Source organism: Dechloromonas sp. ARDL1 (assembly GCF_051122455.1).
Taxonomy (GTDB): domain Bacteria; phylum Pseudomonadota; class Gammaproteobacteria; order Burkholderiales; family Rhodocyclaceae; genus Azonexus.
On the sequence record NZ_CP168939.1, the window covers coordinates 1,426,618 to 1,449,457 of the forward strand.

The 22,840-nt window shown below is 61.1% G+C and carries 18 protein-coding genes; 11 read left to right on the forward strand and 7 right to left on the reverse strand.

Annotated elements, in window-relative coordinates; genetic code table 11:
• Positions 1-105: 105 nt before the first annotated feature.
• A complete protein-coding gene (typA, locus tag AB6Q56_RS07030) occupies positions 106-1,947 on the reverse strand; it encodes a translational GTPase TypA (protein WP_434516362.1) in 1,842 nt (613 codons plus the stop codon).
• 358 nt (positions 1,948-2,305) lie between these two features.
• On the opposite strand from typA, the gene AB6Q56_RS07035 reads away from it, so the two are divergent.
• From AB6Q56_RS07035 to AB6Q56_RS07060, 6 genes are all read left to right on the forward strand, one after another.
• Positions 2,306-3,709, forward strand: coding sequence for an MFS transporter (locus AB6Q56_RS07035; RefSeq protein ID WP_434516363.1), 1,404 nt, complete (start codon positions 2,306-2,308; stop codon positions 3,707-3,709).
• 61 nt (positions 3,710-3,770) lie between these two features.
• Positions 3,771-5,216, forward strand: a complete 1,446-nt coding sequence (pyk, locus tag AB6Q56_RS07040; protein ID WP_434516364.1) for a pyruvate kinase — start codon at positions 3,771-3,773, stop codon at positions 5,214-5,216.
• Positions 5,217-5,312: 96 nt separating this feature from the next.
• The gene (locus AB6Q56_RS07045; RefSeq protein WP_434516365.1) at positions 5,313-6,629 is read left to right on the forward strand and encodes an ABC transporter substrate-binding protein; all 1,317 of its coding nucleotides are present in this window, start codon (positions 5,313-5,315) and stop codon (positions 6,627-6,629) included.
• A gap of 130 nt (positions 6,630-6,759) precedes the next feature.
• Positions 6,760-8,523 (forward strand): ABC transporter permease, encoded by a 1,764-nt coding sequence (locus tag AB6Q56_RS07050; protein WP_434516366.1) that lies wholly within the window; start codon positions 6,760-6,762, stop codon positions 8,521-8,523.
• The gene (locus AB6Q56_RS07055; protein ID WP_434516367.1) at positions 8,504-9,637 is read left to right on the forward strand and encodes an ABC transporter ATP-binding protein; all 1,134 of its coding nucleotides are present in this window, start codon (positions 8,504-8,506) and stop codon (positions 9,635-9,637) included. The genes AB6Q56_RS07050 and AB6Q56_RS07055 overlap by 20 nt, the downstream gene beginning before the upstream one ends.
• An 8-nt stretch (positions 9,638-9,645) precedes the next feature.
• Entirely contained in the window at positions 9,646-10,530 is an 885-nt protein-coding gene (locus AB6Q56_RS07060) for a LysR family transcriptional regulator (RefSeq protein ID WP_434516368.1), read from the forward strand.
• Between the two features lie 21 nt (positions 10,531-10,551).
• Here AB6Q56_RS07060 and AB6Q56_RS07065 read toward each other — a convergent pair whose 3' ends face one another.
• The gene (locus tag AB6Q56_RS07065; RefSeq protein ID WP_434516369.1) at positions 10,552-10,950 is read right to left on the reverse strand and encodes a group II truncated hemoglobin; all 399 of its coding nucleotides are present in this window, start codon (positions 10,948-10,950) and stop codon (positions 10,552-10,554) included.
• A 15-nt stretch (positions 10,951-10,965) separates the two neighbouring features.
• Positions 10,966-13,188: a YgiQ family radical SAM protein gene (locus AB6Q56_RS07070; protein WP_434516370.1), complete on the reverse strand. Its 2,223-nt coding sequence runs from the start codon at positions 13,186-13,188 to the stop codon at positions 10,966-10,968.
• Between the two features lie 173 nt (positions 13,189-13,361).
• Here AB6Q56_RS07070 and AB6Q56_RS07075 point away from each other — a divergent pair, with 173 nt between their 5' ends.
• The 4 genes from AB6Q56_RS07075 to AB6Q56_RS07090 are packed head-to-tail and all read left to right on the forward strand — an operon-like array spanning position 13,362 to position 16,795.
• Positions 13,362-13,535, forward strand: a complete 174-nt coding sequence (locus AB6Q56_RS07075) for a hypothetical protein (protein ID WP_434516371.1) — start codon at positions 13,362-13,364, stop codon at positions 13,533-13,535.
• The gene (locus AB6Q56_RS07080; RefSeq protein WP_434516372.1) at positions 13,519-13,710 is read left to right on the forward strand and encodes an STAS domain-containing protein; all 192 of its coding nucleotides are present in this window, start codon (positions 13,519-13,521) and stop codon (positions 13,708-13,710) included. Before AB6Q56_RS07075 ends, AB6Q56_RS07080 begins: the two co-directional genes overlap by 17 nt.
• Positions 13,707-14,669 (forward strand): MBL fold metallo-hydrolase, encoded by a 963-nt coding sequence (locus tag AB6Q56_RS07085; protein WP_434516373.1) that lies wholly within the window; start codon positions 13,707-13,709, stop codon positions 14,667-14,669. Before AB6Q56_RS07080 ends, AB6Q56_RS07085 begins: the two co-directional genes overlap by 4 nt.
• Complete coding sequence (locus AB6Q56_RS07090; protein ID WP_434516374.1) at positions 14,666-16,795, forward strand: CHASE2 domain-containing protein; 2,130 nt, start codon at positions 14,666-14,668, stop codon at positions 16,793-16,795. Before AB6Q56_RS07085 ends, AB6Q56_RS07090 begins: the two co-directional genes overlap by 4 nt.
• Here AB6Q56_RS07090 and AB6Q56_RS07095 read toward each other — a convergent pair.
• A complete protein-coding gene (locus AB6Q56_RS07095; protein WP_434516375.1) occupies positions 16,792-17,373 on the reverse strand; it encodes an OmpA family protein in 582 nt (193 codons plus the stop codon). The genes AB6Q56_RS07090 and AB6Q56_RS07095 overlap by 4 nt on opposite strands.
• Positions 17,366-17,824, reverse strand: a complete 459-nt coding sequence (locus tag AB6Q56_RS07100) for a FecR family protein (RefSeq protein ID WP_434516376.1) — start codon at positions 17,822-17,824, stop codon at positions 17,366-17,368. Before AB6Q56_RS07100 ends, AB6Q56_RS07095 begins: the two co-directional genes overlap by 8 nt.
• Positions 17,825-17,845: 21 nt before the next feature.
• Here AB6Q56_RS07100 and AB6Q56_RS07105 point away from each other — a divergent pair, with 21 nt between their 5' ends.
• Entirely contained in the window at positions 17,846-18,244 is a 399-nt protein-coding gene (locus AB6Q56_RS07105) for an ATP-binding protein (protein ID WP_434516377.1), read from the forward strand.
• Positions 18,245-18,252: 8 nt separating this feature from the next.
• On the opposite strand, the gene AB6Q56_RS07110 is transcribed toward AB6Q56_RS07105, so the two are convergent.
• Entirely contained in the window at positions 18,253-20,742 is a 2,490-nt protein-coding gene (locus AB6Q56_RS07110; protein ID WP_434516378.1) for an ABC transporter permease, read from the reverse strand.
• Entirely contained in the window at positions 20,739-22,826 is a 2,088-nt protein-coding gene (locus AB6Q56_RS07115) for a putative bifunctional diguanylate cyclase/phosphodiesterase (protein ID WP_434516379.1), read from the reverse strand. The genes AB6Q56_RS07110 and AB6Q56_RS07115 overlap by 4 nt, the downstream gene beginning before the upstream one ends.
• Positions 22,827-22,840: the final 14 nt, after the last annotated feature.

Genomic DNA, 22,840 nt, shown 5'->3' on the forward strand with positions numbered 1-22,840 from the left:
CAAAATCCGGCGCCCCCCCTCCAATCGCAGGATACGGCGACAGACCATAAAAAAGGCGACCCATTGGGTCGCCTTTTGCCTGTGCCGTGATTCGACTTATGGCAATTACAGGCCGCGCTGGGCTCGCTTACGTTCGATTTCCGTCAGGAAACGCTTGCGCAGGCGAATGGACTTCGGCGTCAGCTCGACCAGTTCGTCTTCGTCGATGAATTCGACAGCCGACTCCAGGCTGAGCTGAACCGGCGGCACCAGACGGACGGCTTCGTCGGTGCCGGAAGCGCGCACGTTGGTCAGTTGCTTGCCCTTGATCGGGTTCACGACCAGGTCATTCTCGCGACTGTGGATGCCGATGATCATGCCTTCGTACAGCTTCTCACCCGGGCTGACGAACATGCGGCCGCGATCCTGCAGCTTCCACAAGGCGTAGGCAACGGCTTCGCCGTTGTCCTGGGAAATCAGCACGCCGTTGCGGCGCTCGGCGACAGCGCCTTCCTTGACCGGGGCGTAGTCGTCGAAAACGTGGCTCATCAGGCCATTACCGCGGGTCAGGTTCATGAATTCGCCCTGGAAACCGATCAGGCCACGTGCCGGGATGCGGTATTCAATACGGACACGACCACGGCCGTCCGGCACCATGTCGATCATTTCGCCCTTGCGCATGCCGAGGCTTTCCATGACGCCGCCCTGCGTGTCCTCTTCGACGTCGACCGTCAGCTGCTCGTACGGTTCGCACTCGACGCCATCGATGATCTTCTTGACGACGCGCGGACGACCCACGGCCAGTTCGTAGCCTTCGCGGCGCATGTTCTCGAGCAGGATGCCGAGGTGCAGTTCACCACGGCCAGCCACGTCGAACACATCGCCATTCGGGGTGTCATGTACGCGTAGCGCCATATTGGTCAGCAATTCCTTGTGCAGGCGGTCGCGGATCTGACGGCTGGTGACGAACTTGCCTTCGGTACCGGCCAACGGGCTGGTGTTGACCATGAACTGCATGGACAGGGTCGGCTCATCGATCTTCAGCAACGGCAAGGCTTCCGGCTGATCGGGATCGGTCACCGTGCAACCGAGCACGAGATCTTCGATGCCGGTGATCTGGACGATGTCGCCTGCTTGGCCTTCTTCCATCTCAACCTTGTTCAGGCCCTTGTAGCCGAACACCTGGCCGATTTTGGCCTTGATCGGGGAACGATCATGTTCGGCGGCCTCTTCGTCGGTGCCGAACATGACCATGACGTTCTGGCCGGTCTTGACGCGGCCGCGGATGATCTTGCCGACGCCGATGCGGCCGACGTAGGAAGAGTAATCGAGCGCAGAAATCTGCAGCTGCAGCGGGGCATCGACATCGGCATCCGGCGCCGGAACATGACGCAGGATGGTATCGAACAGCGGCTTCATGTTCTCGCGCGGATGATCGAGCTCCATGGCCGACCAGCCGTTCAGGCCGGATGCGTAAACGATGGGGAAATCGAGCTGCTCGTCGGTCGCACCCAGCTTGTCGAACAGGTCGAAGGTCAGGTTGACGGCATTGTCCGGATCAGCACCATCGCGATCGACCTTGTTAACCAGCACGATCGGACGCAGGCCTTGAGCCAGCGCCTTCTTGGTCACGAAGCGGGTTTGCGGCATCGGGCCTTCGGCAGCGTCGACCAGCAGTACCACGCCATCGACCATGCCCAGCACGCGTTCGACTTCACCGCCGAAGTCCGCGTGGCCCGGGGTGTCGACGATGTTGATGTGAATGCCTTCGTACTCGACTGCCGTGTTTTTCGACAGAATCGTGATGCCACGTTCCTTTTCCAGATCGTTGGAATCCATGACGCACTCGACCAATTGCTGGTGGGCGGCAAAAGTACCGGACTGGCGGAGAAGCTGGTCGACCAGCGTGGTCTTGCCATGGTCAACGTGGGCGATGATGGCGATGTTGCGGATGGGGCGAACGGACATGGGTTTAGTAATTGGCCAAAAAAATCAAAGGCGTGATTCTACCACCCGGTGCTGCGGCGCAGCATCCGCTACGAAAAAAAACACCGGGCCGCACAAACGTGCCAACGGAAAAATGCCAGGAAAAAACAGCTGCCTTCCGCCTGAAAAGGGCTGTCCCCTTGCCGAACAGCGGAGGCCGTAAAGCGCCCCGGCGGAGAGCCTCGGCTCCTCGCAAGATTGCGTTATCGGGGACATCATAAATCATGATTTGCCCACCTCCACGCCCCTGCCTAGAGTCACAACCGGAACTCCGCGACAGGCTAATAAGTGTCCAAAAAACTGCCGCGGTACCTTTTTGACACTATGTGAGGAGCGTTTCATGCTTAATTTCCTGCTATCAAAACCCGGGACCACAACAGTAGCCCCGGATGACGTCGAAGCACGCTACTACGCCATGCGCATGCGCGCACTATTCGGCGTTTTCATCGGGTATGTCGCCTACTACCTGGTTCGATCCAATTTCACGCTGTCCACGCCGTACCTGATGAAGGCGCTTGAACTGACCAAGACCGACATCGGCCTGCTTTCCAGCGCGATGCTCATCACCTACGGTATCAGCAAGGGCCTGATGAGCAGCCTGGCCGACAAATGCAATCCAAAGTACTACATGGCCTTCGGCCTCTTCCTGTCGTGCATCGTCAACATCATGATGGGCTTCAGCACGGCCTACTGGATGTTCGTTGCCCTGATCATCGCCAATGGCCTGTTCCAAGGCATGGGTGTCGGCCCCTCCTTCATTACCATCGCGAATTGGTTTCCGCGCATGCAACGTGGCCGCACCGGCGCCGTATGGAACATTTCCCACAATCTGGGCGGCGGTCTGGTCGCACCGATTGCCGCAGGCGCCTTTGCCGTATTTGGCTCTGAACACTGGCAAATTGCCAGCTACGTGGTTCCTGCCGTGCTGGCGCTGTTGGTTGTGTGCATCGTGCTCAAATTCGGGCTGGGTACCCCATACAACGAAGGCATGCCGCCGCTGGAAAAAATTCTCAAGGATGAGCAGAAGGACACCCTGGTGTCGACCAAGGCCAACCATGCTCCGGACAACATGACGCCGTATCAAATCTTCGTGCAGTACGCACTGAAGAGCAAGCACGTGTGGTACATCTCGATGTTCGATGCCTTCGTCTATCTCGTCCGCTTCGGCGTAATCACCTGGCTACCGATCTACTTGCTTCAGGTCAAGGGCTTTACCAAGGGCCAAATGGGGCTGGCCTTCGCCATCTTCGAATGGGCCGCCATTCCGGCCACGTTGATGGCTGGCGTCCTGACGGACAAGTACCTGAAGGGACGTCGCATGCCGGTCGCCATCGGCTGTCTGACGATTATCCTCGGCGCCCTGTTCTTCTACTGGAGCAGCAACGACCTGCTCGTGGTTACTGCCGCCGCCGGTGCTATCGGTGCCTTCATCTACGTGCCGCAATTCCTGGCCTCGGTTGTGACCATGGAAGTCGTTCCCGCCTTTGCCGTCGGCTCGGCGGTCGGCATGCGCGGCTTCATGAGCTACATCGTCGGCACGACCATGGGTACCGCCCTGATCGGCAAGCTGGTCAACCTATACGGCTGGTCGGCAGGCTTCTATACCCTGCTCACCGGTGCTGTACTCGCCATCACCTTCGGCATCCTGTCGCACCTCGGTTCGCTCGAACTGGAAGCCAAGAAAAAAGCAGGCAAAGCACACGAGGAAGGCATCGCCCTCGTTCCCGCAGAAGCCCGTACCTGATTTATCGACGCCCCGGGCGTATCCGCATCCTGGATACGCCCGGGTTTTTTTAGAGGTCCCCATGCTTCGTCACACCAAAATTGTCGCCACGCTCGGCCCTGCTTCCTCAACGCCGGAAGTGCTGGAGCGCATGATTCAAGCAGGCGTTGATGTCGTTCGACTCAACTTTTCTCACGGCACGCCGGAAGACCATCAACAGCGCGTCGAAACCGTGCGCCAGGCAACGGCGAAACTCGGACGCCCGGTCGCCATCCTTGCCGATCTGCAAGGACCGAAGATTCGCATCGGAAAATTCAGTCAGGGAAGCATCAAGCTGACTCCGGGCGACCGTTTCATCCTCGACGCCGATTGCGTGCTGGGCGACGAAACCCGCGTCGGACTCGACTACAAGGACCTGCCCGGCGATGTCGAGGCGGGGGCGGTTCTCCTGCTCGACGACGGGCGGATCATCCTGGATGTCGAATTCATCCAGGGCAACGAAATACACACCGTAGTCCGGCACGGCGGCGTGCTTTCCAACAACAAAGGCATCAACCGCCAAGGTGGCGGGCTCTCCGCCCCGGCGCTCACGGCCAAGGACATCGCCGACATTCGTACCGCAGTCGCCCTGAAGGTCGACTATATTGCCGTCTCCTTCCCCAGAGGGGCTGAGGACATGTACATGGCCCGCCAGCTGATCCGGGCCCAAGGCGGAGACGCGCTCACCATCGCCAAGATCGAACGCGTCGAAGCCGTCGCGGCGCTGGAGGAAATCATCGATGCATCCGATGGCCTGATGGTGGCCCGGGGCGACCTGGCGGTTGAGGTCGGCGATGCCGCGGTACCGGCCTTGCAAAAACGCATGATTGCCAGCGCCCGGGCCAAAAACAAGCTGGTCATCACCGCAACACAGATGATGGAATCGATGATCCACGCGCCGGTTCCGACCCGTGCCGAGGTCTCCGACGTGGCCAATGCCGTGCTTGATGGTACCGATGCGGTCATGCTTTCGGCAGAAACCGCCTCCGGCAGCTATCCGGTGGAAACGGTCGCCACGATGGCCCGCGTTTGTCTGGCTGCCGAGCAATCGGCCGAAGCAACGCTGGACCGCGATGTCTTCAACCGCCTGTTTTCCCGGATCGACGAATCCATCGCCATTGCAGCGGTGTGGACCGCCCACCATATGAACGGGAAAGCCGTTACCGCCTTCACCGAATCGGGCTCAACACCGCTGTGGATGAGCCGCCTCAATTGCGGCATGCCGATCTACGCCATCACCGCCATATCCGGCGTACTCACGAAGATGTGCATGTACCGTGGCGTCCACCCCCTTTTCATGTCACAGGCACCGGGTACGCTCGATGAATTGCTCAAGGCTGGCGAAGAGGCCATCCTGGCCGCTGGCATCGTGAAAAAAGACGATATTGTGGTGTTCACCGGCGGCGAACAGGTCAATACGGCCGGCGGAACGAACCTCCTGAAAATCAAGCGGGTCGGGCAGATGCAGGCAGGCCTGGCAACTGCATAAGCCGCTCGCAAGCCAGAGTGCTCCGGTAGAATGGGCAATCAGTCAATCTCCGGCCGGATAATGCAAGCACACTGGATCACCCGTCCATACAGCACGATGACCAGACGCCTGTTACGCTGCCTGGCGTTTGGCATCGCGCTATTGGGCGCAATCAGCGCCCACGGCGAGGTAATCACGGTCGCCTCCTCGCTACCCAAGGACTTTCTGGCGATCTACAAACGTGCCATTGAGGCGCAATATCCCGGCACGCGCATTCAGTACGTCAACTTTCCGGCAACCCATACCACCTCGTTTCTGCGCGACCGCGCTCCGGGCAATCGTCCGGACGTATTCTGGGGGTCGGCGCCCGACATTTTTCTGATGCTGCGCCGCCACGACTTGCTTGAGTTCTTGGGCAAGGCCGACGATCCCGGCATTCCCGAATACATCGGGCATCTTCGCATCAACGACGAGAACGGCTACTTCAAAGGACAAGCCTTGTCCGGATACGGCGTGATGTGGAATGTGCGCTACCTGAAAGCACGCGGCATCCGACCGCCAGGCAATTGGCAGGATCTCGCCCATGCAGCGTATTTCGGGCATGTGGTCATGTCTTCACCATCGCGTTCCAGTACCACCCATTTGATGATCGAGGCCATTCTCCAGGACAAAGGCTGGCAGGATGGCTGGTCCCTGATCCTGCGCATTGCCGCCAATTGCGGCCTGATTTCCGAGCGCAGCGCCGGCGTGCCGAGTACCGTCAGCAACGGTCGATTCGGTGCCGGCCTGGTCGTCGACTTCCTGGGACTGTCCGCACGCCATGCGGGCAATCCGGTTGCATTCACCTACGCCAGGCCGACGGTCGTTTCGGTGGCCAACATTGCCCTGATCAAGGGCGCCAGGAATCCATCGGGAGGCAAACGCTTCATCGACTTCACCTTGTCCGCTGCCGGCCAGGCCCTGCTCCTGCACCCCGAAATCGGACGCTTGCCGGTACGCCCCGCTTCCTATGCAAGTTTGAAAGACTCCGAAACCTATTCGCAAATCGATGATGTATTGGCCCAATCCATTGCCGAATATGACCCGGAGGTATCGGAAACACGTTATCGGATTGTTGGCGCGATCTTCGATCAATTGATCACTTACCGCCACCAAGAACTTGTCGACCTCAACCGACTCCTCCTGCAGACGCAACAAGCCCTGGCCCGGCACCCCAATCCGCTCGCCGAAGCGCTTGTCGAAAAAGCGCAGGCTCTGGTTTTCAGCCCGCCGATTTCTGAAAAACGCATTCCGGAGCTACAAAAAATCAGCGACACGCCGGTCGATATCGCGCGACTGGCAAGCTACGAAGCGGAATGGGGGCGCTTGGCAAAAACTCGCTACACCGAAGCACGCCTTTTGATCGAGCAGGCCCAGAGCCGCATTCGCCCGTGAAAGCCTGCAATCAAACCATGAGCACCCGTTCTTTCACGTATCGCGCCATTACCGGCCCTGTCGCGGGGAAAAAACCGTACCCGGCATTGGAAATTGACGACACATCGACAGGGCACAGCAAGGTCGCCGCATGAACCGGACAAATTGCGGATATCCCCTGCTCTTCCCTCGTCAAAACTGGCGCCACTACGCGCTGCGCAGCCTGCAATTCGCCGTTGCACTCTACCTGCTGGCTTTTTTCCTGTTCCCTGTCGGTTTCCTGTTCCTGAAAGCACTACAAAACCCGGATGGCACGATGGGCTGGGGCATCATCGCGCTACTGTTTGCCAATCCCGTATCTTGGGAAAGCCTGCAAAACAGCCTGATCGTCGCAACGGGAGCGGCCTGTCTGGCCGGTTCTCTCGCCCTCGCCGCCGCAGCCCTGTTCTGGAAAAGCGACATCCGCCCGTCGCCCTTCATGGAATTGTGCGGCTTCCTGCCATTGTTCATGCCGGCCTTCGTTCTGGCATCGTCGCTAGATATCATCGTCGGCGGCCATGGCGGCCTGCCAGCCATGCTGCAGAACCTACTCGGCATTTCTCGGGCGAACGCCAGTCTGCTCAGCCTGACGCTGATCGAGGCACTCCACTATTTTCCGTTCATTCTCATCGCGCTCCACCTGAGCACTCGCGCATCAAGTCCCCAGGCTCATGCCATGGCGCGCCTGGGAACGTCCTGGCGTAGATTGATCCGCCAAGTTTTCGTGCCGCTGGCCTTGCCCGGATTGGCCTTTGCGATGGCACTGACTTTTCTCAAGGTGATCGACGACCTCGCCACGCCGCTCGCACTGGGTATAACCAACATGCTGGCGCCGCAGGCCTACCATCGCATTGCCGTCTATGGCGCACAGGACCCGCTCGCGGCGCTCATTGCTGCGATCCTCTTCATCACCTCCGGGCTGGCCTGGTTTGCCTCGCTGGGTTTCATTCGCCAGAACGTCAACCTGTTCCCTGTCACCTTCAACGACAACAGGCCGCCGCCAACAAGCGCCTCGATGCGCGGCCGATTCTTCATCACTTTCCTGGGGGTGGTCTATCTCGGCTGCTATGCCGGGCTGATCCTGTCCTCGCTGGCCGGTGTCTGGAGCCATACCCCACTGCCGGAAACCTACGTGCTGACCCATTACCTGAAAGCATTCCGCTTCGAGATGAGCAGCCTGTACAACACGCTGATCTACTGCGGCTTCGCCGCGCTCATTGATATCCTGGTCGCCTTGCCGCTGGCTCACGCCATTGCCAAGGCGCCGCCCCACTGGAAACAGCGTCTCGGCTGGCTGGTCGCCGGAACGCTCTGCATTCCCGGCGTGACGCTGGGCATCGCCTACCTGGCCTTGTTCCGCGATATCCAGTTGCCGCTGAGCAATCTTCCGCTGGATGCAACGGGTCTCCTGCTCACGTTGGCCTTTTCCATCCGCGGGCTCCCCTTCGCGCTGCATATTTGCAGCCTTGCGTTGAACAGTGTGCCCGCCAGTTACATCGAAGCCGCACGCACACTAGGCTGCGCACCAGCCAAGATCGTCAGCCGCATTGTTTTCCCCATGTTGCGCTTCGGCCTTCTGCTCGCATTCACCCTATGCTTCAGCCTGGCGGCGGTGGATCTGTCGCTGGCCGCATTGCTGGTTCCAAACGAAAACAATGCTCCCCTGGCCTACAGCATCTATCTCCACATCCAATCTCCTTCCGGCATGAATGTCGGTTCGGCCCTGGCCATTATTTCGTTCGCGCTGCTGGCCCTGATCCTCTTTGGCATTATTCACCGCCTCCATCGTCGCCAGGGATCGCATCGCACGCTATCGCCTCCCCTTTTTCCAACGCATCGAACGACCGGCTTTGCCCATGAATCCAGTCACCATTGAAGCGCGCCAACTGGCTTTTGCCTATGACGACAAGCCGGTCCTGCGCGATATCAATTTCAGCATTGCCGCCGGCGAACTCTTTACCATTCTGGGCCCCTCCGGATCGGGAAAGAGCACCCTGCTCCGGCTGCTCGCCGGGCTCGATCGTCCCTCGACCGGCAGCCTGCTGCTCAACGGCGTCCCGATCGGAGACACCCTTCCTGCCATACGAACGGTCGGCATGGTTTTCCAGCATTTTGCGCTGTGGCCACACATGGATGTCTTCGCCAACGTAGCCTTCGCGCTGGACGAGGCACGCATGGCTGCGACAGAGATACGCCAGCGGGTCGAAGCCATCCTCAAGCTACTGGAAATCGAGCACAAGCGCGATGCGCGCCCCGATCAGCTTTCGATCGGCCAGCAGCAGCGCGTCGCGCTGGCCCGCGCCCTGGTGATCGAGCCCAGTGTCCTGCTGCTCGACGACCCATTTTCAAACCTTGAACCGGAGTTGCGTTTGCAGATGCGGCAGGATTTGCGCCGCCTGCAACGGCGGCTGGGGATTACCACCATACTGGTCACGCATGACCAGGACGACGCCCTATCCATTTCCGACCGTGTGGCCATGCTGGCGGATGGCCTGATTCAACAGGTCGGCACCCCGGCCGCCATCTATGACTTTCCGGCCACCGTCGCCGTGGCCCGTTTTGTCGGCGTCACCAACTTCTTGCCCGGCCACCTGCAGCGCCTGGACGAGTTCAGCCTGCGCTTCGACTCGCCGCACATCGGCAGCCACGCCTGGACAAGCGCCCGGCCTGTCCGCGAAGAAGGGCAAAGCCTGCTCTGCATCCGGCCCCACGCCCTCAAGATACAACCGGTGGACAGCTTTCGCGATGGCCGTTATATCTGGCTCGAAGGCCATATCCACAGTAGCGAGTTTCAGGGAGAAAGCCTTCGCTATCACGTCGAGGTCGGCGGCATCCTTCTCTGCATCAAGCAGGCGCACTTCACCGGCTGTCCGGCCATCCCCATCGGCACGCCTGTGCTGGCCGGCTTCGATCCCTGCCAGGCACGCATCTACCCCCATCCCGGCGGCGACTTTCCGGCGATCGGTTTTGCAGCATCCTCGATAGGCTGAGCACCGCCATGGATATCCTCAAGCTGCGCTCCTTCGTCATGGTTGCCCGCCTCGGCCACCTGACGCGCGCGGCCGAAAAACTTTTTCTCACCCAGCCGGCGGTAACCGCGCACATCAAGGCCATTGAACAGGAAATCGGCCTTTCCCTGTTCGACCGCGCCCCGGGCAAGATCACCCTGACGCCGGCTGGCGAGTTGCTGCTGACCGAAGCTGAACACATTCTCACCGTCTTCGAAGGCTTTTCAAGCAAGGCGCGTCAAATCAAGGGGGAAATTTCCGGAAACCTGACCATCGCGAGCATTGCCGACACCGATTTCACGCGCCTGAACGGCCTGCTCGGCAGCTTGCGCTCGACGCTGCCGCTCATCCAGCTGAAAACCCGGCTGATGCTCGCCGACGACGTGCTCGACGGTCTCGTAAACGGCAGTTTCGATGCCGGTTTCTACATCGGCAATATCGAACACCCGGACCTGACTTCGCTCCGGCTACGCACGCTCACCTACTGCATCGTCGCTCCACGTTCGCTGTCCGGCCAGGTTGCCGGCGCAGGCTGGCAGGAAATCGCCGCCTTGCCCTGGATCGCGGCTCCACGACGTTCCCACGTGGCACGCCTGCTACGGGAGCTGTTCGCGCAGCAAGGCGTCGCACCCAACGAGGTAGTGGACTGCGATCAGCTCCCCTCAATCATCGACTTGGTACGCTCCGGATTCGGTCTGGGCCTGGTCCGTGAAGACCTCGCCTTCGAAGCTGCCGAGCGCGGCGAGATCACGTTCTGGCCGCATGGACGTATCGACTGCATGCTGTCGCTTGCCTACCGCCTGGCTCGTGAGAACGACCCCAGTGTCGTCGCCCTGCTCTCGGTGGCCCGGTCGCATTGGCAACTGGCCCAGTAAGCAGCCCAGCCGGGCCGGCGCCTAGCCTTCCCGGTTGCGCATGAAATCGGCCGTGTTGAAAAAGTTGCCGATCAGTATCTTGCGGATGTTTTCCTCGATGCCGACATCTTCCATGGCCAGCACCATGCAGGCGACCCACTGGTCGCGCTCCTTGACGCCGATGGCGAAGGGCATGTGGCGGGCGCGTAGGCGTGGGTGGCCGAATTGCTCGACGAAAAGGTCCGGGCCGCCGAACCAGCCGGACAGGAACATGTAGAGCTTGTCGCGGGACCCTTTGAGGTCGGCCGGATGCATGTCGCGCAGCTCCTTGAACTGCGGCGTGCCGTCCATCCGTTCATAAAAACGGTCGCATAGGCGGGCGACGGTCGGTTCGCCGCCAATTTTTTCGTAGGTAGTGACGGTCGTTTGCTGTTCTTCCATGATGCTCTCCGTGAATCAGGGCTTGCGTTTTTTATTCTGCTGGCCAGACGGTTTGCCGAAGCTGCCCGGGGAACGCCGGTCGGCTGCCGCCGGACGGCTGCCCGATCGTTGCGGGCCTGACGGGCGGCGCTCACCCGGACGCCCCGTGTTCGCGACATGCTTGCCGGTCGATGCACCGCTGGACGGCGTTTTCGCGGCAGCGCGCGCATCGCGGGCGACCATGGCGGCAGCCTTGAGACCCGTACCCGCGGGTTGCCAGGCGGGCACCAATTGCTTCTTGCCATTGCCGATCAGATCGATGCGGCCCATTTTTTTCAGCGCTTCGCGCAGGAGCGGCCAGTTTTCCGGATCGTGGTAGCGCAGGAACGCCTTGTGCAGCTTGCGCTGGGCGCCGTTGCGTACCGAGCCGACAATCTCGCCGCCGTCACGTTGCAGCTTTTTCAGCGGGTTCTTTTCGGTGTGGTACATGGTCGTCGCAAGCGCCATCGGCGTCGGCAGGAAGGTCTGAACCTGATCGAGACGGAAGTTGTTCTTCTTCAGCCAGAGCGCCAGATTGAGCATGTCCTCGTCCTGCGTGCCGGGGTGCGCGGCAATGAAATACGGGATCAGGTACTGCTCCTTGCCCGCTTCGCGCGAGAAGCGGTCGAAAAGCTGCTTGAAGCGGTCGTAGGTGCCGATGCCCGGCTTCATCATCTTGGAGAGCACGCCCTCTTCGGTGTGCTCCGGCGCGATCTTCAGGTAGCCGCCGACGTGATGCTGGACCAGTTCCTTGATGTATTCCGGCGAACGCACCGCCAGGTCATAGCGCAGCCCGGAGCCGATGGTGATGCGCTTGACGCCCTTCACGGCGCGCGCCCGCCGATACAGCGAGATCAGCGGCGCGTGGTCCGTGTGCATGTTCTCGCAGATGTCCGGATAGACGCAGGACAGGCGGCGGCAGGCCGATTCGATCTTCTCGTCCTTGCATTTCAGGTGATACATGTTGGCGGTCGGGCCGCCGAGGTCGGATACCACGCCGGTAAAGCCTGGGGTTTTGTCACGCATTTCCTCGATTTCGCGGATCACCGAATCTTCCGAGCGGCTCTGCATGATGCGCCCCTCGTGTTCGGTGATCGAGCAGAAGGTACAGCCGCCAAAGCAGCCGCGCATGATATTGACCGAGAAGCGGATCATTTCCCAGGCCGGAATCTTGGCATCGCCGTAGCTTGGATGCGGCCGGCGGGCATAGGGCGACTCGTAGACGCCATCGAGTTCTTCGGTCGACAGCGGGAACGGCGGCGGATTCAGCCAGACATCGCGCTCGCCATGCGCCTGCACCAGCGCGCGCGCATTGCCCGGATTGGACTCCAGATGGAAGGTGCGCGAGGCATGGGCGTAGAGCACCGGATCATCCTGCACCTGTTCGTAGGACGGCAGGCGGACAACGGTGTGAGCGCGCAGATCGCGGCGCGCGGCCAGACGTTCGGCGCGCGGCATCAGGCGGATGGTCTGCTCCGTCGGCTTCCCGGCGGTCGACGCGCTGGCGCAGTCCGATTTCGCCGGACTCTCTTCCATCGCGTACGGGTCCTTGTGTTGCACCAGCGGTCCCGGCGTGTCGACTTCGCTCGAATCCATGACCGCCCAGTCCTCGCCGGGCACCCAGCCGGGCGGTACCATGAAGGCGGTGCCACGCAGGTCACGAATCTCCGAAATTTTCTCTCCCTTGGCCAGGCGATGGGCAATTTCGACAATGGCACGCTCGGCATTGCCGAACACCAGCAGGTCGGCCTTGGAGTCGGGCAGCACGGAGCGGCGCACCTTGTCCGACCAGTAGTCGTAATGCGCGATGCGGCGCAGGCTGGCCTCGATGGAGCCGATGATCACCGGCGTGCCGGGAAAGGCCTCGCGGCAGCGTTGAGCGTACACGGTGACGGCGCGGTCTGGACGCTTGTTCGGCTCGGCGTTCGGCGTGTAGGCGTCGTCGGAGCGGATCTTGCGGTCGGAGGTGTAGCGATTGACCATGGAATCCATGTTGCCGGCGGTGACGCCATAGAACAGGTTGGGCTTGCCCAGTTTTCGGAAGGCGTCTGCCGAATTCCACTCCGGCTGGCTGATGATGCCGACGCGGAAACCTTGCGCTTCGAGCAGGCGCCCGATCAGCGCCATGCCGAAGCTCGGATGATCGATGTAGGCGTCGCCAGTAACCAGGATGATGTCGCAGGAGTCCCAGCCCAACGACTCCATCTCGCCACGCGACATGGGCAGGAATGGCGCCGGCCCGAAGCGGTGCGCCCAAAATTTGCGATAACCGAAAAGCGGACGCGATATCGAGGAGGAACTAAGCTGATTCGAATTCATACACTATTTTACCCGAGAGGGCCGACGGGCATGGCATACTCGCCGCTCCGCAGTATCCGAACCCTTGCGCGATCATGAATCTCCCCACACGCGAACAGGCTGGCGTCCTGATTGTTTCCGTCAGCGGCCGCATAGACCACACTGCCAGCGAAGAGTTCACTCTGGCACTGGAGCCCCTGATGGCTCGCTGCGCAAAAGGCCAGGCAGCGCTACTTCTCGATTTTTACGACCGTGGACTACATCAGTAGCGCCGGATTACGTGTATTGATGATGGCTTCGCGCCGCGCCAAGGCGCAGCAGGGCATCTTCGCGATTGCAGCCTTGCAGCCGCTGGTTCAGGAGGTCTTTGCGATCAGCCGCTTCAATCTGATCGTTCCCTGCTACGCATCGGTCGATGCCGCCTGTAAGGTCATCGGCACATGAACCAGGTCGTTTTCTGGGGGACGCGCGGCTCCCTGCCGGTATCCCTGACCCACCGCGACGTTCGCGACAAGATCGTCGGTGCACTGATGGCCGCCAATGGCAAAAGTTTCAAGACCCGCGCGGTACTCGACGAATTCGTCGACCAGCTGCCTTTCACGATCAATGGAACATTCGGCGGCAATTCATCCTGCGTCGAAATCATCGGCGACGGCCCCGCACACTTCATCTGCGACATGGGCAGCGGTGCCCGGGCGCTCGGTCAAGCCAAGATCGCCAGGTACGGTGTACCGAACCCGCAGACTTACCACATCTTCATCTCCCATCTGCACTGGGATCACCTGATGGGTTTCCCGTACTTCGCGCCGATGTACTACGCCGGAAACCGGATCGTGGTCCACGGTTGCCACCCGCATCTGGAAGCGGCGATTCGCCAGCAGATGCAGGAACCCAACTTCCCCGTTGATTACGCCCAGGCCGGTGCGCGCATCGAATTCGACCTGATGACCCCGGACAAACCGCACTACGTCGCCGGCATCAACGTCACCCCGAAGTTGCAGCACCATGCCGGCGACTCGTACGGTTATCGCTTTGAAAGCCTTGATCGCACCGTCGTGTATTCGACCGACTCCGAACACAAGCTCGATAACCCCGCCGAATACGACGAATTCGTGCGCTTTTTCGCCAAGGCCGACCTCGTCATCTTCGACGCCATGTACTCCCTCGCCGAAGCTGTTTCGGTCAAGGCCGACTGGGGACACTCCAGCAACGTGGTCGGTGTTGAGCTCTGCCAGGCCGCTGCGGTCAAGCGCCTGGCGCTCTTCCACCACGAGCCGATGCACGACGACAAGCAGCTCTCCCGGCTGGTCGCTGAAACCCGCCGCCTCGAGCAGATCACCCGGGGCAGCCGCCAGCCGCTCGAAATCATTTCCGCCTACGACGGACTCAGCGTCGCGCTGTGAACCGGCTGCCGGAAATGCTCCTTGCCGTGATCCGTGCCGGACGCGGCCGGGCCTTTCCCTTGTTGCTGCTGCTCCTTGCCGTCGGCTTGCTGACGCAACCCGACATGCAGCCGCTGCTCGGCATCCGCGAGGCCCAATTCGATCACTACCAGCGACTACTGCCCCGGCAGCGCGACAGCGAACCCGTGGTCATTGTCGGCATCGACAGCCAGAGCCTCGTCCAACTGGGGCAGTGGCCCTGGTCGCGCGATCTGATCGCCGGCCTGGTCAACAAGATACAGGCAGGACAACCGCTGGCACTGGGCATCGACGTCGTTTTCGCCGAGCGCGACCGCTACAGCCCGGAAGTGCTGGCCAAGCACATCCCGGGCATGGCCGCAGACACCCTGGCCGCACTGCCGGACCCCGACCGGAAACTGGCGCACGCCATCGAAGGAACCCCCACGGTCCTCGCTATTGCCGGTCTGAGCCAGGCATTGCCGGGAGGGCGGCAACCGGCCAAACCCCTGCCTGTTTTCGATCACGACAAGCGGCGCGACGCTTTCCTGCCCCACTTCGTCAGCGCCCTTGTCAGCCGCCCCATCATCGAGGCGGCGGCCGCCGGCGAAGGCTTGATCAACGCCACGCCTGAGCTGGAGCAAACCGATACCCAGCGCGGCGTGTTGCGGCGGGTACCAGCGCTGGCCTTCATTGATGAACAACCCTTCCTCTCCTTGCCGCTCGAAATGGTCCGCGTCGCCCTCGGAGAGGTTGGCAGCGTGCGAACCGAAAATGGACCGCAGGGCATGCAGGCGATCCGCATCGGAGATTACCGCTTGCCAGTGCTGCGCAGCGGCGAACTGCTCCTCCATTTCGGACGCTCCAGCGCCCATTACTATCTGTCGGCAGCCGACGTACTGGCGGGAGCGTACGACCCCGAACTTTTCCGCTCGCGCTTCGTGATCATCGGATTCAACAGCACCGGCCTGCAGGATCGCATCGTCACCCCGCTGGGCGAAAGCCTTCCCGGCGTCGATATCCACGCTCAAGTGATCGAAAGCCTGCTCGCCAGCCAGGCCCTGCAACGCCCGTACTGGATCCAATGGGCCGAGATGGCCACGCTACTGTGCATCGGCCTGGCACTCATCGCCTTCGTACCGCGCCTGAGGGCGCGCTACGCCGTTCTGAGCTTCGCGCTGGCATCTATCGCCATACTGACCGGTGGCTATCTGTCCTTTTTTACCGCGCGCTACCTGTTCGACGGCGCTTCGCTGTTATTCCTGCTCTGCCCGCCATTCATATCGCTACTTGGCAACACGCTGATCACCGCGGATAGCCTGCGACGCACCGCCGAAGCGCAATTACAAAATAGCCGGGAAGAAGCAGCGCGCATGAACGGCGAACTCGATGCTGCCAGACGCATCCAGATGGGCCTACTACCGGATACCGCCACGCTTTTCCCGGATGAACGGCGCTTCTCCGTTGCCGCCCTGCTCGAACCGGCGCGCGCCGTCGGCGGCGATTACTACGACTGCTTCATGCTCGACGATCGTCGGCTCTGCGTTGCGGTCGGCGATGTGTCCGGCAAGGGCGTTCCAGCCAGCCTGTTCATGGCTATCTCGAAAACACTGACCGGAACGTTGACCCGTCGCCACAACAAGCTCGGATCGGCTTTCCGCGACATCGAGGCCGAACTCAACCGCGAAAACCCGGAATACCTCTTCGTGACGGCCTTCATCGGCGTTCTCGACGTCGATACCGGACACCTCGAATATGTCTGCGCCGGCCACGATGCCCCGTTGATCGTTCGCAACGGCGAAGTGCACGCCATCGACACCCGTACCATAGCCGGCCCCCCGCTCTGTGCCGCCGGCAGTTACCCTTTCGAATCGGCCGGAATGCAGCTGCAGGCCGGCGATCTGCTCTGCCTGTTCACGGATGGCGTCACGGAGGCCATGAGCGGAAATGAAATGTTCGGCAGCAATCGCCTGCGGGCCACAATTGCGACGTTCCGCTCGCTGGCCGTGCAAGACTGCACGTCAGCCTTGCGTGACGCAGTCCGGCATTTCGAGGCAGGCCACCCGCCTGTGGATGACCTGACTTTGCTGCTTTTGCGCTGGCACGGCGCAAACGGTAGCTCAGACTAACGGACGTTGATCTCGACGCGTCGATTGCGCGGCTCATCCACCTCATCGGCTGTCGGCACCAAGGGGTCGCGTTCCCCGCGACCAATTGCTTCCAGCTTGCCCGCATCCACGCCGCTCTCAATCAATACGCCCCGGATCAGCTCGGCGCGCTTGAGCGACAGCCTGTCGTTTCCATCCATGCTGCCAACGCGGTCGGTATGCCCGATCACCAGGACTTCCGAGGCCGGCCGTTCGGCAATTTCCTTGCGAATGACTTTCAGCGCGCCCTGGGATTCAGCGGTCAGCAAGTCGCCCCCGGTTTCGAAATAGAGAACATAAGCGCTCGGGCGTGGTGGCTGAACGGCCAGAGCCTGGCCATAGCGCTCCGCCACTTCCTGCGGTGAGGATTGATATACCCGATGGCTGTCTAGCGTCCGCCTGGCTGCAGCGTAGGGCTGATCGAGACGAATCTCGCCAGTCTTGTCGCGAATGACCACCGCGCCGGGCGCCCCATCGCCGGATGGCAACAGAACGACGCGCTCGCTGGCGCAAGCGCCCAGAAAGGCAGCAACGATACCGAGCAGGAGTACCTTATTCATCGCCATTCCCCGCCACTTCGATTACGAACTCGGTGCCCCGGACCCCAAGTATGGAAGTCGGCGTATGGAAATCGACCGATTCCGGCGTGCGCTTCGCGATCCGCCCGGAAGCGACAGCCAGCGTCCCCTTGCGGATACCGACCGAAACCTTGCCGTCTTGCGTGACGCTGTCGTAGGCAAAGCGGTCGATGACGATGAGCGAATTGGGGCCGGCGGACAGCAGCGTGTTGTCGCGCAAGGTGATGCCGACCGAACCATCCTCGCCGGTCCGGACGCGGTCCGCCACCTGCACGGGCGTCCCCACCGTGGCAGCCAGTTTCCTGCCCTCGCGTTCGATGCTGACAACTCCCTTACTGACCTTGACCATTCCGGCTTGTTCCGCACGCAACGGTGAAGAAGCAAGGATCGATACAGCCACCACACCGGCAACTGCCCAATGTGATCTAATCATGCCCTACCTCCGGTTAATTCAATGGCTGCCAATTCTACGGATATTTCAGTTTGCGCGCGCATCTCCGAGCTGCCCAGGCTCATGCGGGCGCTCGCCGAAGGGACGCGACAACTCGGCATTGCCGAAGATATCGGACTTCGCGTGCAGTTGATCGTCGAGGAACTATTCACCAACACCATCAATCACGGCCATGGCGGCAATGACGAGACATCGGTGAGCTGCCGGATAGCCCGACAAGCTTCGGGAATCGTGCTGCGCTACACCGATGCCGCCCCTGCCTATGATATGACTCTTTCACCGGAGCAAACGGCCTCGGAAACCATGATTGGGGGCCTCGGCATCGCACTGATTCGCGGCCTCAGCCAGGATATGCGTTACACCAGGCAGAACGATTTGAACATCTGCGAGATACGGGTCTGACGAGATTTTCAGGCACCATGGCGCAGCGCCATGAGCGGCGGGGTGCGCAACAACCTGCGAAATCCCTGCCAGCCGATCACCATGGTCAGAACGGCCCCTCCCGCCGCTGAAATCCACGGAAGCCATAAATTCGGCGCCAAGTCGAGCTGGAAAGCCTGCCGGCCAACAACGGCCCCCAGCACCATCGCCCCAACTGCTGCAAACAATCCGGCCAGCGCGCCGATGATGGCCAGTTCGACACGCATCGCCTGGACAAGCTGTTGGCGTTGCGCCCCCAGCGCACGCATCACGGCCAGTTCGTAGCGCCGTTCGTCAAACGCTGTGAGCATGGCTGCGTAAAGCACGATACCGCCCGCCAACAGGGCGAATACAAAAACAAACTGGATGGCGCGCGCCACTTGCCCGATCACCGATTGCAGCTGGCGAAGCGCGGCATCGACATCAATCAATGTCAGATTGGGAAAGCGCTTGACCAGATCCGCCGCGGCTGCCGTGCGCTCCGGCGGCAAATGAAAGCTGGTGATATAACTGGCCGGCGCATCCTCAATGACACCCGGCGGCGCCAGAACGAAGAAATTGACGCGCATCGAATCCCAGGAAAGCTTGCGCAGGCTGCTGACCCGCAAAGTCTTTTCCACGCCGGCGACGACAAAAACCAGTTCGTCACCCATCCGGATGCCGAGCGTCTTGGCCAGCCCCTCCTCCACCGAAGCCAGCCCCTGACCGTTCTCGTCGGGCCGGAACCATTCACCGACAACGATCCGGTTACCGTCCGGCAGGTCGGCTCGCCACGAAAGATTGAACTCGCGTTCGATCAAGCGCTGGGCGCGCTCATCGTCCGGGTAGCTGGCTGAACTGACCGTTTGCCCAGCGATGCGTACGAGTCGCGCACGCACCATGGGCAGCAGTTCGGACCCGATGCCGAACCTCCGCAGTTCGCTCGCCAGCGCCTCCCGCTGCTCTGGCTGGATATTGATGATGAAGCGATTCGGCGCATCGGCCGGCATCGATCCTTGCCAGGCCGCCAGCAGATCACCCCGGATGACGGTGAGCAAGAGCATGGCCATCAAGCCAATCGACAAGGCCACGACCTGGATCGCGGCGGACGAGGCATGTCGGCCCAGGCTGGCCAGTCCCTGTCGCCAGCCGAAGCCCGCGCCACCCCGCCCGCGCGAGACCATGGCGATGAACAGTCGGGCAATCGCCCAGAAAACCACCAGCGCCCCGGAAAACCCGGCCACGGCCACGAGACCGAGACGAAGGTTGCCGGCAACCCAGACGATCAGCGCCGCCAGCAGGAAGAGGCCGAACAGATAACCGCCCAGCAGCGATGCCCGCGGCGCTCCAAGTTCGCGCCGCAAGACGCGCAAGGTCGGCACGCGCGCCAGTTGCAACAATGGCGGCAGGGCAAAACCGAACAGCAACACGCCGGAAACACCAAAACCGGCCACCAGGGGCAACCACCCCGCAGCAGGCAAATCGAGCGCCAGTACATCGTGCAGCCATTTCATCAGCATGAAATGTGCGGCAAAGCCCAGCGCGCTGCCCAGTAAACCGGCGAGCAGCGACAGCCACAGAAACAGCGTGGCATGCAAACCAAGCAGGCGTGCCTGCATCATGCCCAGGCAGCGCATCACCGCACAGGCATCCAGATGCCGCTGCATGTAGCGACGCGCGGCCAAGGCTACCGCCACGGCAGACAAGATCACCGTCAGCAAAGTGGCGAGCCCGAGAAAGCGCTCCGAACGATCGAGAATGCTGCGTATCTCCGGGCGGGCATTGCCCGCATCCTCGACGCGCTCGCCGCGCGCCAGCTGGCCATCCAGCCATTCCCGGTACGCCGCGACATCGCGCTCGTCACCTGCCAGCATGAGCGTGTAGCGGATTCGCGCCCCGAACTGGACCAGCCCGGTGGTGCCGATATCATCCAGATGCATCATCAGGCGGGGCGCAAGGCTGAAAAAATTGACACCACGATCCGGCTCCCGCGTCAGGATAGCCGCGACAGGCAGCGTCGCACTGCCTAACCTGAGTAGATCGCCGGCACGGACATCCAAAGCCGATGCCAAGCGTTCGTCGAGCCATACCGTACCCGCCTCCGGGCCCTGTCGCGTTTCGCGGCTGCTCTCCTCGCCGTGAAGAATGCGCCCCAGACTACCGCGCAGCGGATAGCTGCTGGTAACCGCCTTGATATCGGCCAACTGGGCCTGCCCACCTGCCATCACCATGCTCGGAAAAACAAGGGTTTCAGCAAGCTGCAATCGATGGCGGCGAGCCTCGTCGCGATACCGTTCCGGCAATGGGTGATCGGATGTAACAACCAAATCCCCTCCCATCATCTGTTGCGCTTCGCGCTGCAAGCCTTGGCGCACGCGGTCGCCGAAGAAGCCGACAGCCGTCACTGCGGCCACCGCTACGACAAGCGCGGCAAAGAGCAAGCGCAACTCGCCGGATCGCAATTCCCGGCCGAGCAGCCGCCAGGAAAAAGCGGCGATCATCTCGCCTTCGACCAGCGCGTACGGAATTCGGCCGGTGCCACCGCCCGGCCATGCAGATAGCCTTGCAATTGCTGACAGCCCAGTTCGGCGAGGAAGGCCGCCTGCTCCTCGGTTTCGACGCCTTCGGCAACCACTTCGAAGTCCAGGCTCCGCGCCAGTTCCATGATCGTTCGAATGATCGCCTCGTCGCCGCCGTTGCTACCGATACCTTCGACGAACGAGCGGTCGATCTTGAGCTGCTGAATCGGCAGCATTTTCAGGTAGCTGAGCGATGAATAACCGGTGCCGAAATCGTCAAGCGCCAGACTGATGCCAAGACTGCGCAGCTTTTCCAGAAGGCCGAAAGAGTCGCCAACCGCCATGACGACCGACTCGGTCAGTTCCAGCTTGAGATGACGCGGATTCATGCCTGTATCGGCCAGCACCCTGTCCAGAACATCAATAAATTCGGGGCGCTCAAGTTGTTTGACGGACAGGTTGACCGACACTTGGGGTAGTTCAAAACCGCTTTCTTGCCAGTTCATGAACTGCCGGCACGTCTCTCGCAGCACCCAGTTGCCCAGCCCGACGATCAGCCCAGAATCCTCGGCAATCGGGATGAAACGACTGGGCATGACCAAACCCAGTTCTGGGCTTTCCCAACGTACCAGCGCCTCGGCACCGACCAGTTCGCCGCTCCGGGTATTTACCTGCGGCTGCAAGTGCACCTTGAATTCGCCGTGTTCGAGCGCACGCCGCAACAGGTTCTCCATCTGGATACGTTCCTGCGCCAGCAAGGTCATGTCCGGCGTATAGAAATGATAGTTTCCGCGCCCGCTGAACTTGGCGCGATACATGGCCGTATCGGCATTGCGCATCAACGCCAGCACGCTGTCGCCATCCCCCGGAAAAAGGCTGATGCCGACCGATGCCGTGAGGAAGAGCTCATGATCGCCCAGCTTGAATGGCTGCTCGAATGCATCGATGATCTCCTGAGCCAGTACCTTGACCTCCCGCTCGTCGCGCACCGCCTCCATCAGGCAGATGAACTCGTCCCCGCCGAGTCGGGCGAGCATATCGATCAGGCGGACATGCTCGCCAAGGCGAGAGGCCACAGCCACCAGCAATTCGTCGCCAACCCCGTGCCCCAGCGAATCGTTAACCTGTTTGAACTGGTCAAGGTCGATGAACAGAACCGCCAGCCGCTCGCCACGCTGGGCTGTTTCGCGCAAGCTCTCCTCGAGGCGCTCAATGAAGCAACGGCGGTTGGCCAGCCCCGTCAGGGGGTCGTGATAGGCCAGATAATTCAGCTTGCTCTGTGCCTGGCGTCGCTCGGAAATCTCACCCTCCAGCTGTACGTTGGTCCGCTTCAACTCCTCTGTGCGCGCAGCCACCTGCAGCTCCAGGGTATCGCGTGCAGCCTTTATCCGCCCCTCCTGATCCTCCAGAATGCCCTGTGCCCGACGAACCACCAGAAACTGCATCAGATACAGGATCGCGAAGGTCAAGACGATGCCCGCCGTCACCCACCAGAGATTGCGCTCCAGTTCCTCGACAAAAGGGGTGACGTTCTGATACAGCTCGAACACGCCCTCAACCGAACCATCCTTGCCACGAATCGGAATGTAACTGGCCAGCACGTCAATTTCGGCCAGTGTTCCCTCAAAGCTGTCGAGCTTGCTTTGATGCGTCAGTTCACTCAGGACCAAACCATTGATCGCCGCCTTGAATCCCGGAGTCGCCAGCCCGTTTTCACCAATCTGCCGGGAATTGGTCGAAAAAATGACGTTTCCGACCCGGTTGTACACTTTCACCTTGATAACCGAGGTTCCTTGCATCAGGATCAGCGCACTGTCCCGAATGTGAACGGGGCTGTCTGATTGGGCGAGCGCGCTCGCGTCGCGCCCTGTCGATTCGGCCAGCAAGGTGAGTAGCGGCTCATGCAGCGAGTTCTGAAAAACCTGCGCCATGGCAACGTTCCGTCCCTGTGCCAGATCCTTCATCTGCTGCATGGAAAGCTTCTGGTACAACGGCCCCAGCACACCGGCAGCCAGCACGATGAGTATGAAACTGACCGTCGAGAAATAGCGAGACAGGTTGAACATACAAGCCGAAAGTA

Bases quoted from the DNA above. Each gene is read 5' to 3' on its own strand.
- typA (WP_434516362.1), bottom strand. From the start codon at position 1,947: ATGTCCGTTCGCCCCATCCGCAACATCGCCATCATCGCCCACGTTGAC.
- AB6Q56_RS07045 (WP_434516365.1), top strand. From the start codon at position 5,313: ATGACCAGACGCCTGTTACGCTGCCTGGCGTTTGGCATCGCGCTATTG.
- AB6Q56_RS07110 (WP_434516378.1), bottom strand. From the start codon at position 20,742: ATGATCGCCGCTTTTTCCTGGCGGCTGCTCGGCCGGGAATTGCGATCC.
- AB6Q56_RS07050 (WP_434516366.1), top strand. From the start codon at position 6,760: ATGAACCGGACAAATTGCGGATATCCCCTGCTCTTCCCTCGTCAAAAC.
- AB6Q56_RS07085 (WP_434516373.1), top strand. From the start codon at position 13,707: ATGAACCAGGTCGTTTTCTGGGGGACGCGCGGCTCCCTGCCGGTATCC.
- AB6Q56_RS07095 (WP_434516375.1), bottom strand. From the start codon at position 17,373: ATGAATAAGGTACTCCTGCTCGGTATCGTTGCTGCCTTTCTGGGCGCT.
- AB6Q56_RS07065 (WP_434516369.1), bottom strand. From the start codon at position 10,950: ATGGAAGAACAGCAAACGACCGTCACTACCTACGAAAAAATTGGCGGC.
- AB6Q56_RS07100 (WP_434516376.1), bottom strand. From the start codon at position 17,824: ATGATTAGATCACATTGGGCAGTTGCCGGTGTGGTGGCTGTATCGATC.
- AB6Q56_RS07055 (WP_434516367.1), top strand. From the start codon at position 8,504: ATGAATCCAGTCACCATTGAAGCGCGCCAACTGGCTTTTGCCTATGAC.
- AB6Q56_RS07075 (WP_434516371.1), top strand. From the start codon at position 13,362: ATGAATCTCCCCACACGCGAACAGGCTGGCGTCCTGATTGTTTCCGTC.
- pyk (WP_434516364.1), top strand. From the start codon at position 3,771: ATGCTTCGTCACACCAAAATTGTCGCCACGCTCGGCCCTGCTTCCTCA.
- AB6Q56_RS07105 (WP_434516377.1), top strand. From the start codon at position 17,846: ATGGCTGCCAATTCTACGGATATTTCAGTTTGCGCGCGCATCTCCGAG.
- AB6Q56_RS07115 (WP_434516379.1), bottom strand. From the start codon at position 22,826: ATGTTCAACCTGTCTCGCTATTTCTCGACGGTCAGTTTCATACTCATC.
- AB6Q56_RS07035 (WP_434516363.1), top strand. From the start codon at position 2,306: ATGCTTAATTTCCTGCTATCAAAACCCGGGACCACAACAGTAGCCCCG.
- AB6Q56_RS07060 (WP_434516368.1), top strand. From the start codon at position 9,646: ATGGATATCCTCAAGCTGCGCTCCTTCGTCATGGTTGCCCGCCTCGGC.
- AB6Q56_RS07070 (WP_434516370.1), bottom strand. From the start codon at position 13,188: ATGTCGCGTGGCGAGATGGAGTCGTTGGGCTGGGACTCCTGCGACATC.